Source organism: Rhodococcus parequi (assembly GCF_046042785.1).
Lineage (GTDB): Bacteria > Actinomycetota > Actinomycetes > Mycobacteriales > Mycobacteriaceae > Prescottella > Prescottella parequi.
On the sequence record NZ_JBDLNV010000001.1, the window covers coordinates 861,597 to 873,788 of the forward strand.

At 68.5% G+C, this 12,192-nt stretch carries 11 protein-coding genes; 8 read left to right on the forward strand and 3 right to left on the reverse strand.

The window, feature by feature from the left end; genetic code table 11:
* From argF to ABEU20_RS04165, 6 genes are all read left to right on the forward strand, one after another.
* Positions 1–939 (forward strand): ornithine carbamoyltransferase, encoded by a 939-nt coding sequence (gene argF, locus ABEU20_RS04140; protein WP_420163089.1) that lies wholly within the window; start codon positions 1–3, stop codon positions 937–939.
* Positions 936–1,454: an arginine repressor gene (locus tag ABEU20_RS04145; RefSeq protein WP_420163090.1), complete on the forward strand. Its 519-nt coding sequence runs from the start codon at positions 936–938 to the stop codon at positions 1,452–1,454. Before argF ends, ABEU20_RS04145 begins: the two co-directional genes overlap by 4 nt.
* A 49-nt stretch (positions 1,455–1,503) precedes the next feature.
* Positions 1,504–2,703, forward strand: coding sequence for an argininosuccinate synthase (locus tag ABEU20_RS04150; RefSeq protein ID WP_420163091.1), 1,200 nt, complete (start codon positions 1,504–1,506; stop codon positions 2,701–2,703).
* A gap of 3 nt (positions 2,704–2,706) precedes the next feature.
* Positions 2,707–4,131 carry an argininosuccinate lyase gene (gene argH, locus ABEU20_RS04155; protein WP_420163092.1) on the forward strand — a complete coding sequence of 475 codons (1,425 nt, stop codon included), beginning with the start codon at positions 2,707–2,709 and terminating at the stop codon, positions 4,129–4,131.
* Positions 4,132–4,220: 89 nt separating this feature from the next.
* Positions 4,221–7,229 carry an acyl-CoA synthetase gene (locus tag ABEU20_RS04160; RefSeq protein ID WP_420163149.1) on the forward strand — a complete coding sequence of 1,003 codons (3,009 nt, stop codon included), beginning with the start codon at positions 4,221–4,223 and terminating at the stop codon, positions 7,227–7,229.
* A gap of 64 nt (positions 7,230–7,293) precedes the next feature.
* Positions 7,294–7,512, forward strand: a complete 219-nt coding sequence (locus ABEU20_RS04165; RefSeq protein WP_420163093.1) for a Trm112 family protein — start codon at positions 7,294–7,296, stop codon at positions 7,510–7,512.
* 4 nt (positions 7,513–7,516) lie between these two features.
* Here the strand turns inward: ABEU20_RS04165 and ABEU20_RS04170 are convergent, their stop codons facing one another.
* From ABEU20_RS04170 to ABEU20_RS04180, 3 genes are read right to left on the reverse strand one after another with little or no spacing between them, the layout of a single operon-like run.
* Positions 7,517–8,125 (reverse strand): TetR/AcrR family transcriptional regulator, encoded by a 609-nt coding sequence (locus tag ABEU20_RS04170; RefSeq protein WP_420163094.1) that lies wholly within the window; start codon positions 8,123–8,125, stop codon positions 7,517–7,519.
* Positions 8,125–8,880, reverse strand: a complete 756-nt coding sequence (locus tag ABEU20_RS04175; RefSeq protein WP_420163150.1) for an ABC transporter permease — start codon at positions 8,878–8,880, stop codon at positions 8,125–8,127. Before ABEU20_RS04175 ends, ABEU20_RS04170 begins: the two co-directional genes overlap by 1 nt.
* A 2-nt stretch (positions 8,881–8,882) precedes the next feature.
* Positions 8,883–9,644 carry an ABC transporter ATP-binding protein gene (locus ABEU20_RS04180; protein WP_420163095.1) on the reverse strand — a complete coding sequence of 254 codons (762 nt, stop codon included), beginning with the start codon at positions 9,642–9,644 and terminating at the stop codon, positions 8,883–8,885.
* Between the two features lie 112 nt (positions 9,645–9,756).
* On the opposite strand from ABEU20_RS04180, the gene ABEU20_RS04185 reads away from it, so the two are divergent.
* Positions 9,757–10,380 carry a DNA-3-methyladenine glycosylase gene (locus ABEU20_RS04185; protein ID WP_420163096.1) on the forward strand — a complete coding sequence of 208 codons (624 nt, stop codon included), beginning with the start codon at positions 9,757–9,759 and terminating at the stop codon, positions 10,378–10,380.
* A 19-nt stretch (positions 10,381–10,399) separates the two neighbouring features.
* A complete protein-coding gene (gene tyrS / locus ABEU20_RS04190; RefSeq protein WP_420163097.1) occupies positions 10,400–11,677 on the forward strand; it encodes a tyrosine--tRNA ligase in 1,278 nt (425 codons plus the stop codon).
* Positions 11,678–12,192 lie beyond the last annotated feature (515 nt).

A 12,192-nucleotide genomic window follows, 5' to 3' on the forward strand; every position in this document is an offset into this window, starting at 1 on the left:
ATGACCGTTCGACACTTCTTGAGGGACGACGACCTCACCCCGGCGGAGCAGGCCGAGGTGCTCGCGCTCGCCCGCGAGCTCAAGGCGAACCCGTTCTCGCGACGGCCGCTCGACGGTCCGCGGGGCGTCGGCGTCATCTTCGACAAGAACTCGACCCGCACGCGGTTCTCCTTCGAGATGGGTATCGCACAGCTCGGCGGCCACGCGGTGGTCGTCGACGGCAGCAAGACCCAGCTGGGTCGCGACGAGACGCTGCAGGACACCGGACGGGTGCTGTCCCGCTTCGTCGATGCCGTCGTGTGGCGCACGTTCGGCCAGGAGCGGCTCGAGCAGATGGCCGAGGGTGCGACGGTGCCGATCGTCAACGCGCTGTCGGACCAGTTCCACCCGTGCCAGGTGCTCGCGGACCTGCAGACCATCGCCGAACGCAAGGGCGAGTTGGCCGGTCTGAGACTGACGTACCTCGGTGACGGTGCCAACAACATGGCGCACTCGCTGTTGCTGGGCGGCGTCACCGCCGGCATGCACGTGACGATCGCCGCGCCGCTCGGGTTCGCACCCGACCCGGTGGTCGTCGACGCGGCCCGTGTCCGGGCCGAGCAGACCGGCGCGATGGTCACGCTCGTCGACGACCCGCAGGCCGCGGTGGCAGGCGCCGACGTGCTGGTGACGGACACCTGGACGTCGATGGGGCAGGAGGAGGACGGTCTCGACCGCGTCGGGCCGTTCCGCCCGTTCCGGATCGACGCCGATCTGCTGGCGAAGGCGGCACCGGACGCTATGGTGCTGCACTGCCTGCCCGCGCACCGTGGCGAGGAGATCACCGACGAGGTGCTCGACGGTCCGCAGTCGGCGGCGTGGGACGAGGCCGAGAACCGTCTGCACGCGCAGAAGGCTCTGCTCGTGTGGCTCCTCGAACGAACCGAGTCCCGGCCATGACCTCCGCCCCGGGCCCGGATACTGCGCCGTCTGCCGCCGCCGTCGCGCACACGCGTGCCGGCCGGCAGGCCAGGATCACCGCGCTCGTCGCCGAGCGTCACATCCGCAGTCAGGCCGAACTCGCGGCGTTGCTCGCCGCCGAGGGCATCGAGGTCTCGAACGCGACGCTCTCGCGTGACCTCGAGGAGCTCGGCGCGGTGAAGCTGCGAGCCGCCGACGGCGGGGCCGGGGTGTACGTGGTGCCGGAGGACGGCTCGCCCGTGCGGGGCGTGTCCGGCGGCACCGACCGGTTGTCCCGGCTGCTCGGGGAGCTGCTGGTGTCCACCGATGCCAGCGGGAACCTCGCGGTGCTCCGCACCCCGCCCGGGGCTGCGCACTACCTGGCCAGCGCGCTCGATCGGGCCTCGTTGCCCGACGTCGTCGGCACGATCGCGGGCGACGACACCATCGTCGTCGTGGCGCGGGAGCCGCTCACCGGAGCGGACCTTGCCGCGGCGATAGAGCGCCTGGCCTGACCACTAGACTCTTTCTCGAACACTTCGATTTCTAAGGAGCACACACACCATGGCTGAACGCGTCGTACTCGCCTACTCCGGCGGGCTGGACACCTCGGTGGCCATCAGCTGGATCGGCAAGGAGACCGGCAAAGAGGTCGTTGCCGTGGCCATCGACCTCGGCCAGGGCGGCGAGGACATGGAGGTCGTGCGTCAGCGTGCCCTCGACTGCGGCGCCGTCGAGTCGGTCGTGGTGGATGCCCGTGACGAGTTCGCCGACGAGTACTGCCTGCCGACGATCCAGGCCAACGCGCTGTACATGGACCGCTACCCGCTGGTCTCGGCCATCAGCCGCCCGCTGATCGTCAAGCACATCGTCGAGGCCGCGCGTGCGCACGGCGGCACCGTCGTCTCGCACGGCTGCACCGGCAAGGGCAACGACCAGGTCCGCTTCGAGGTGGGCTTCGGTGCTCTGGCTCCCGACCTCGAGGTCATCGCGCCGGTCCGCGACTACGCGTGGACCCGCGAGAAGGCGATCGCCTTCGCCGAGGAGAACAACATCCCGATCAACGTCACCAAGCGCTCGCCGTTCTCGATCGACCAGAACGTGTGGGGCCGCGCCGTGGAGACGGGCTTCCTCGAGGATCTGTGGAACGCCCCCACCAAGGACGTCTACGACTACACGCAGGACCCCACGCTCAACTGGAACAGCCCCGACGAGCTGATCATCAGCTTCGAGGCCGGCAAGCCGGTCGCGATCGACGGCAAGCCCGTCACCGTGCTCGAGGCCATCCAGGAGCTCAACAAGCGGGCGGGCGCGCAGGGCGTCGGCCGCCTCGACGTCGTCGAGGACCGCCTCGTGGGCATCAAGAGCCGGGAGATCTACGAGGCCCCGGGCGCGATGGTGCTCATCAACGCGCACCAGGAGCTCGAGCACGTCACCCTCGAGCGCGAGCTGGGCCGCTACAAGCGGCAGATGGAGCAGCGCTGGAGCGAGCTGGTCTACGACGGCCTGTGGTTCTCGCCCCTCAAGGATGCGCTGGATTCGTTCGTCGCGAAGACCCAGGAGCGGGTCACGGGCGACATCCGGCTGTTCCTGCACGGCGGCGCGATCACCGTCAACGGCCGCCGCAGCCCGGAGTCGCTGTACGACTTCAACCTCGCCACCTACGACGAGGGCGACACGTTCGACCAGTCGTACGCGAAGGGCTTCGTCAACATCCACGGCCTGTCCTCCAAGGTCGCCGCGAAGCGCGACCTGGGTCTCTAGGCCATGACCGACGCCCACGGAACAAACGAGGGCGCCCTCTGGGGCGGCCGGTTCGAATCCGGACCGGCCGCCGCCATGGCGGCGCTGAGCAAGTCGACGCACTTCGACTGGGTCCTGGCCCCGTACGACGTGCGGGCCTCGCAGGCGCACGCCAAGGTTCTGCACAAGGCCGGCCTGCTCAGCGAGGCGGACCTGGCGACGATGCTCGACGGCCTCGCCCGGCTCGGTGACGACGTCGCCTCCGGCGCGTTCGGGCCCGCCGAGTCCGACGAGGACGTCCACGGCGCCCTCGAGCGCGGTCTGATCGAGCGCGTGGGTCCGGAAGTCGGTGGGCGGCTGCGCGCGGGTCGTTCTCGCAACGACCAGGTGGCCACGCTGTTCCGCATGTGGCTGCGTGACGCGGTCCGGCGGATCGCGGACGGCGTGCTCGACGTGGTCGACGCGCTCGCCACCCAGGCCGCGGCACACCCGGATGCCGTGATGCCGGGCAAGACGCATCTGCAGGCGGCGCAGCCGGTGCTGCTGGCGCATCATCTGCTCGCGCACACGCATCCGCTGCTGCGCGACGTCCAGCGTCTGCGGGACTTCGACAAGCGGGCCGCGGTGTCGCCGTACGGGTCCGGTGCCCTTGCAGGTTCGTCGCTGGGGCTCGACCCCGACGCCATCGCCGCCGAGCTGAACTTCGACTCGGCTGCGGAGAACTCGATCGACGCGACGTCGTCGCGCGACTTCGCGGCCGAGGCCGCGTTCGTCCTCGCGATGATCGCGGTCGACCTGTCGCGGATGGCCGAAGAGGTCATCATCTGGAGCACACCCGAATTCGGTTACATCACGCTGGCCGACGCGTGGTCCACGGGGTCGTCGATCATGCCGCAGAAGAAGAACCCGGACGTCTCCGAGCTCACCCGCGGCAAGGCCGGACGTCTGATCGGCAACGTGACCGGCCTGCTGGCCACGCTCAAGGCTCAGCCGCTCGCATACAACCGCGATCTGCAGGAGGACAAGGAGCCGGTCTTCGACTCGGTTGCCCAGCTCGAGCTGCTGCTGCCCGCGATCACCGGTCTGGTGTCCACTCTCGAGTTCCACGCCGACCGGATGGCGGAGCTGGCTCCGGCCGGATTCACCCTCGCCACCGACATCGCGGAATGGATGGTGCGTCAAGGCGTTCCGTTCCGGGTGGCGCACGAGGCGGCGGGTGCGTGCGTCCGAGTCGCGGAGGGGCGGGGAGTCGGTCTCGACGAGCTCACCGACGACGAGCTCGCCGGGGTCGACTCGGCGCTCACTCCCGCGGTGCGCGAGGTACTGACGGTGCACGGTTCGATCGCGTCGCGCAGTGCACGCGGTGGGACGGCCGGCGTCCGTGTCGCCGAGCAGTTGGGCGGGGTGCGGGCCTCGGCGAACGCGCTCCGCGAGTGGGCCCGCGCCTGAGCGGAATCGAAGATCGACTCGGTGTAACTCCGCGTCCACGAACGCAGTAATGTGGAAGGCTCATCGAACATGATGTGATGAAGGTCACGATGAGTTGCTGGGGGAGTGCGCTGGTGAGTCTGAGCTCCGACTACGTGGTGGGTTCGCTGCGACGGGCCGTGGCCACGGCACAGAACGGCCTCGAGGTGGTTCGACTCGGCGGTCTGGAAACGGGGGCGACTCCGTCCCCGTTCCAGATCGTCGAGCGCGCCCCGATGTATCGGCTGCGTCGCTACTTCGCGGACGCGGACCCCTCGGAGGTCGGCGCCCCGGTCGTGCTCGTCCCGCCGATGATGATGTCCGCGGACGTGTACGACGTCACGCGGGATCAGGGTGCGGTCGGCATCCTCCACGAGATGGGCCTCGATCCGTGGGTGGTCGACTTCGGGTCACCCGACGCGGAGGAGGGCGGCTGGAGCCGCACGCTCGCCGATCACATCGTCGCGATCAGCGAGATCGTCGACCGGGTGCACGAGCACACCGGTCGCGACGTCCATCTCACCGGGTACTCGCAGGGCGGCATGTTCTGCTATCAGGCCGCGGCGTACCGACGCTGCCGGAACATCGCCAGCCTCATCACGTTCGGTGCTCCCGTCGACACCTTGGCGGCGCTGCCGTTCAACATTCCGGCGGGGCTCGCGACGAGGGGCGCGGACCTGCTCGCCGATCACGTCTTCAACCGGCTCTCCATCGCAGGATGGATGGCGCGCACCGGGTTCCAGCTGCTCGACCCGGTCAAGACCGCGAAGTCCCGCTTCGACTTCCTGCGACAGTTGCACGACCGCGACGCCCTGCTCCCGCGGGAACAGCAGCGCCGCTTCCTCGCGCAGGACGGCTGGGTCGCGTGGTCCGGGCCGGCCGTCGCGGAATTGCTCAAGCAGTTCATCGTGCACAACCGGATGATGACCGGCGGCTTCGTCATCAGGGACACCGCCGTGAGCCTCGCCGAGCTTTCGTGCCCGATCCTGGCGTTCGTCGGCGAGGTCGACGACATCGGTCAGCCTCTCGCGGTGCGGGGCATCAAGCGGGCGGCCCCCCGTGCCGAGGTGTTCGAGTCGACCCTGCGTGCAGGACATTTCGGCCTCGTGGTCGGCTCTGCGGCCGCATCGCGGACCTGGCCCACCACCGGCGAATGGGTGCGCTGGCGGGAGGGTGTGGGCCCGCGTCCGGACGCGGTGGACGTGATGATTCACGACGAGCCGTCCGGTCACGACAGCGGCGTCAGCATCACCAACCGCATCACGCACACCGTCGCGTCGATCGCGGAAGTGGGTGTGGGCGTCGGGAAGGGTATCGCCGACTTCGCGACCGACACCGTGCGCGGCACCCGTGAGATCTCGATCGAGGCCGCCCGGGCGCTGCCCCGGCTGGCCCGGCTCGGACAGTTGCAGCCGCACTCGCGGATCTCGCTGGGTCTGCTCCTCGCCGAGCAGGGCCGGCAGGCGCCCGGCGGCGCGTGTTTCCTGTTCGACGACCGCGTGCACACCAATGCGGCGGTCAATACCCGCATCGACAATGTCGTGCGCGGGCTCGTGCACGCCGGAATCCGACCCGCCACGCATGTCGGTGTGCTGATGGAGACGCGACCGAGCGCGCTGGTCGCGATCGCCGCGTTGTCCCGTCTGGGAGCGGTGGCGGTGCTGCTGCCCCCCGGCGGTGACCTCGACGAGGCGGTGCGGCTGGGCCGGGTCGACCGGATAGTCGTCGACCCCGACAACGTCGAGGACGCGGTCGCCACGGGCAAGAAGGTCCTCGTCCTCGGCGGCGGCGAGTTCCGTGGCCTCGCGGTCGAACTCGGACCCGACGTCGTCGATCTCGAGCAGATCGACCCGGACGCGGTGACGCTACCCGGGTGGTATCGCCCGGACCCGGGACTCGCCCGGGAGTTGGCGTTCGTGATCTTCAGTGGGTCCTGCGGCAACCTCGAAGCCAAGTACATCACCAACTACCGGTGGGCATTGTCGGCGTTCGGCACCGCGTCGGCGGCTTCGCTCAGTCGCAGCGACACCGTCTACTGTCTTGCGCCGCTGCATCATTCGTCGGGGCTGATGGCCACTCTCGGTGGCGCGATCGCCGGCGGAGCGCGCATTGCGCTGTCCCGCGGGCTCGACCCGGAGCGCTTCGCGGAGGAAGTGCATCGCTACGGCGTCACGGTCGTGAGCTACACGTGGACGATGATGCGCGAGATCCTCGACGCCGAAACGCTGCCGCTCGAGGACGGACATCCCATCCGGCTCTTCATCGGGTCGGGAATGCCACCCGGACTGTGGCGCCGGATCTCGTCGCGATTCGCGCCCGCGCGGGTGCTCGAGTTCTACGCCTCCACCGAGGGTGATGTCGTACTGGTCAACGTGTCCGGCGCGAAGGTCGGATCCAAAGGCCGGCCGCTGCCGGGCAGCGCGGAGGTCCGGGTCGCGGCGTACGACCCGATCGAGGGCCGACTGCTCGAGGACGCGCGCGGCTTCGTCCGCGAGTGCGAGGACGACGAGGTGGGTCTGCTCCTCGGCCGGCCCGGGGCCCGTGCCGAGGCCGTTCCCGGACTGATGCGGGGAGTGTTCGCGGCCGGCGACGCGTGGGTGCCGACGGAGAATCTGTTCCGACGCGACGCCGACGGCGACTTCTGGCTCGTCGACCACAAGCGCACCGTGGTGAACGCGGTCGGCGGACCGGTGTTCACGCAGCCGATCGTGGACCTCCTCGGCGCGATGCCACAGGTGGACCTCGCAGTCGCGTACGGCGTGCCCACGGGGGATCATCAGGCGGCAGTCGCCGCGATCACCGTCCACGACGGACGGGTCCCGAACGCTGCCGAGGTCACGGCGGCCCTCGGCCGGCTGCCGATCGCGCAGTGCCCGGACATCGTCCATGTGGTCGATCGGATTCCGCTCGGTGCGTCCTACCGGCCGCGTTCGACGGAACTGCAGGCCGCCGGACTACCCAAGCCGAGCGCTCGTTCCTGGTACCTCGACGCCGACACGGGCCGCTACAAGCGGTTCACCAAGGCGGTCGCGGCCCGCTACGGGGACGGTCCGGCGGGCCCGGGTGGGGTGCCCGCGTAGCCGGGACGACGCCGACTTGTAGCCTGGACCGGCCGACATCGACGGACGGCCCGAGAGGACTGAAGTGGCTATTGATCCCACCCTGCTCAGCATTTTGGCGTGCCCGCAGGACAAGGGGCCGTTGCTGTTGGTCGGCGACGAAGTGCTCTACAACCCCCGGCTGCGCCGCGCTTACCCGATCGAGAACGGCATCCCGGTGCTGCTCATCGACGAGGCCCGCGAGGTGACCGACGCCGAGCACGACGATTTCGTCGCGCGCGGCGTCGCGGCATCGGAGTCCTGATCGCTCAGTCGAGCGGCCCGGTGAGATAGGACTGCAGCGTCGGCGCGACCAATCGCGCGGCCTCGTCGGTCGAGAGGTCGCCGAGCGCCCTCACACCCAGCAGGTGACGGGTGAGGAATAGCCCTGCCATCTGCGACGCGACGAGCGCGACCCGAAGCTCACCGGTTCCCGGCGGCGAGTCCACTCGCGGAACGACGTCACGCAGTGCGACTTCGAGCAGAAAGCTCCGGAGCAGTCGTTCCCTTCCTCCGGTGAGTGCCGACCGCACGGCCGCGACCACCGCCGGCTGATGCGGCGAATCCCAGATGCCGATCACGGTGCGGGCGAGCGCCGCACCGAGTTCGTCCACGGGGACGGCCTCGAACGATCCGAGGATCGACGTGGGATCCATCGGGAGTGCGATCGCGGCGACGAGCAGTTGCTGCTTCGTGCCGAAGTAGTGGTGTACCAACGCCGAGTCGACACCCGCCTCCGCGGCGATAGAGCGGACGGTGGTGTGGTCGAACCCCTTGTCGGCGAACTGTTCTCGGGCGGCAGACAGGATCCGGTCTCGCGTGACGGACGGGCCGGGCCGGCGTCCGGACCGGGTCGGCGGCGCCGCGGAGTCGGCCATCACGGCGTGCGTCGGCGCAGGGTCGCGGCACCGAGACCGAGGGCGACGGCGACGAACAACGCGACTATGCCGAGATCGCGCCACATCAGTGCGGTCGTCCCCGGATGTGTGGCCACCTGTTGCAACGCCTCGACTGCGTAGCTGAGCGGAAGGACGTTGCTGATCCACTCGAGCCACTGCGGCAACTGATTTCGCGGTACCAGCAGCCCGCACAGCAGGAGTTGGGGGATCACGATCACGGGCATGAACTGCACCGCCTGGAATTCCGTCCGTGCGAACGCGCTGCACAACAGCCCCAAGGCGACGCCGAGAACCGCATTCACCACGGCAATGAGGATCACCCACAAGGCGCTGCCCTGCGTGGTCAGGCTCAGGAACCAGAAGGCGACGCCGCACGCCAGCGCGGCCTGCGCGGTGGCGGCGATCGAGAATGCGGTGCCGTAGCCGGCGAGCAGATCGAGCTTCGACAGGGGAGTGGTGAGCAGTCGCTCGAGCGTCCCGGAACTGCGTTCGCGCTGCATCGCGATCGACGTCACCAGGAACATGACGATGAACGGGATGATGCCGAGCATCGTGATCGCGATCCGGTCGAACAGAGGGACCTGACCGGCCGGGGTGGGCACATTCTGGTACAGGAAGTACAGCAAGACCATGATGAGCGACGGGACGAACAGGATCATCGCGACCGTGCGTCGATCCGTCCGAAGTTGGCGCAGGATGCGCGTGGTGCTCGCGGCGTAGATGCGCGGATTCACGATCACGGCTGGACTCCCACCTGCTGGTCCCTGATCAGGACGAGGAACGCCTCCTCGAGGTTCGACTTGCCCGTGCGCCGCCGCAGTTCGTCCGGCGGTACGTGAGCGAGCAGCCGGCCCTTGCGCAGCAGCAGCAGGCTTTCGCAGTGGTCGGCCTCGTCCATCACGTGACTCGAGACCAGCAGTGTCGTGCCGGACGCGGCGAGCGAAGCGAAGTGCTCCCACAGTTCGGCGCGCAGCACCGGGTCCAGGCCGACGGTCGGTTCGTCGAGGACGAGCACCTCGGGACGACCGACCAGAGCGCACGCCAGGGACACTCGGCTGAGCTGACCGCCCGACAGGTCACCGGCGGCGTGGTGAGCGTGGGTGCTCAGGCCGACCGCCTCGATCGTCTCGGCCACCGCGTCGTTCCCGCGTCCGTAGAGCGACGCGAAGTACCGGACGTTGTCGCGGATGGAGATGTCGAGGTAGACGCTCGGCTCCTGGGTCACGTACCCGACCCGGCTGCGCAGCGGCGTCGAGCCCGCAGGCCGGCCGAGGACGGTCACCGTGCCGGATTCGACGATCTGGGTCCCGACGACACACCGCATCAGCGTGGTCTTGCCGCATCCCGACGGACCCAGGAGCCCGGTGATCGACCCGCGGGCGATCGACAGGCTCACGTCCTGAAGTGCGGGAGCACCGCCCCGAGTCACGTCGAGGCCGCGTATCTCGACGGCGAGCGGCGCCGGACGTGCGGCGCCGGACTCGGTTGCTTCGGTCATGGCGTCGACCTCGATTCATCGGGTGATGAACTCATCGCTCGATGAATTGTTTTCCGTGCGGTGAGGGCCGGTCAACGGTTCGTCGGCATCGATCGCAAATCCGTGCACAATCGTGACCGTGACCTTCTCCAGCCGCGCAGGACTCCGCGACGCCGAGCATCCGCTCGAGGCCGCGCGTGCGGTCCTCGGAAGCACGTTGACCATCGGCGCGGTTCGGGCCCGCATCGTCGAGGTCGAGGCCTACGGCGGAGATCCCGCCGGTCCCTGGCCGGATCCCGCGGCGCACTCGTACCGCGGGCCGACCCCACGGAACGCGGTGATGTTCGGACCTGCCGGCCATCTGTACGTCTACCGCAGTTACGGCATGCACTTCTGCGCCAATGTCTCGTACGGGCCCGACGGTGTGGCGGGGGGCGTGCTGTTGCGTTCCGCCGAGATCCTCGAGGGCCACGAGATCGTCGCCTCGCGACGTCCTGCCATCCGGCGCCCTGTCGACGCGGCACGCGGACCGGGCAACCTGGGTGCGGCGCTCGGCCTGACACTCGACGACGACGGGCTCGACCTGTTCGGCGAGGACCCGGGAGTCGATCTCACGCTGTCCCCGGCGGACGCCTGCAACAGCGGTCCGCGCGTGGGGATCTCGGTGGCACAGGATTGGCCGTGGCGGCTGTGGATACCCGGTTCGCCCGCCGTGTCGGCCTACCGCCGCAGCCCGCGCGCACCCGCCGCCACCTGACGGTGGGATGATCGGGTGCGTGACTGAGAACATCCTTGACGAACTGACCTGGCGGGGGCTCATCGCCCAGTCGACCGATCTGGACGCACTGCGTCGTGAGACCGAGGCCGGTCCAGTCACGTTGTATGCCGGCTTCGATCCGACCGGCCCGAGCCTGCACGCCGGGCACCTGGTGCCGCTGCTCGCACTCAAGCGTTTTCAGCGCGCAGGCCACCGTCCCATCGTGCTGGCAGGCGGCGCCACCGGCATGATCGGTGACCCTCGTGACGTCGGCGAGCGGGTCATGAACACCGCCGACACCGTGGCGGACTGGGCCGAGCGCATCCGATCGCAGCTCGAGCGATTCGTCGACTTCGACGAATCGCCGACCGGCGCCGTCATCGAGAACAACGCGAACTGGACGTCGAAGCTCACGGCGATCGACTTCCTGCGCGATATCGGCAAGCACTTCTCGGTGAACGTCATGCTGGCCCGCGACACCGTCAAGCGTCGCCTCGAATCGGACGGCATCTCCTACACCGAGTTCAGCTACATGCTGCTGCAGGCCAACGACTTCGTGCACCTGCGCCGGAACTACGGCTGCACGGTGCAGGTCGGCGGTTCGGACCAGTGGGGCAACATCATCGCCGGCGTCGATCTCAACCGGAAGCTCGACGGCGAGTCCGTCCATGCCATGACGGTGCCACTCGTGACCTCGGCGGACGGCAAGAAGTTCGGCAAGTCGACGGGTGGCGGCAGCTTGTGGCTCGACCCCGAGATGACCAGCCCGTACGCGTGGTACCAGTACTTCGTGAATACCGGCGACGCCGACGTCGTGAAGTACCTGCGCTGGTTCACGTTCCTCACGCAGGAGGAGTTGGCCGAACTCGAGGTGGCAACCGCCGAGCGCCCGCAAGCGCGCGAAGCGCAGCGTCGCCTCGCCGCGGAGATGACGACCCTTGTCCACGGCCAGGCGAACACCGATGCCGTCGAGCTCGCGAGCAAGGCACTGTTCGGACGTGCGGAGCTTGCGGATCTGGACGAGTCGACCCTGGCGGCTGCGCTCAAGGAGGCCTCCATCGCCGAGGTCACCGGCGATGCGCCGCGCACGATCGTGGATCTGCTGGTGGCGAGTGGACTGAGCGACAGCAAGGGCGCGGCGCGGCGTGCGGTCAAGGAAGGCGGCGCGTACGTCAACAACCGCCGCGTCGAGTCGGACGACTGGACCCCCGAGGCCGGGGACCTCCTGCACGGTCAGTGGCTGGTCGTCCGACGCGGACGCAAGAACTTCGCCGGCATCAAGGTGGTCGCCGGCTGACGTGTCCGGCGTCACCATGATCGTTTGCGGCCCGAACGGGACGGGGTACGCCCCGTCCCGTTCGGTCTACCTGCGGCTTTGGGAATAACGAGCTCCCTGAACCGGCTTTGACCAGGGGATTTGGCATACGGGCGATCGGCCCGTAACTTATTCCAGGTCAGAGCGACACGGACACCGACCCGGACGCGATCTTCACAGGTCAGCGAGGGAAAACGAGGTTGTACGGGGAGCGCCTGATATTCCCGGAAGTTGGTTGGCTCTCCTGCCTTGTGTAGGGTGGTTGTACCGCGTTCGGGTGGCCGGACGGGGAGCGGGTTTGCACTCGATTCCCTGGTAGGCTAAGCTGGAACGGTTGCCCCGGAACGAGAAGCTGTGATGGTTTCGAGTGATGGTGTGCGCGTGTTCTTTGAGAACTCAACAGTGTGTCGATGAATGTCAGTGCCAATTTTGGTACTCCATCACATTTTTTGTGGTGGGTATTTGCTGATCGTCTCATTCTTCCGTCTGGGATGGTC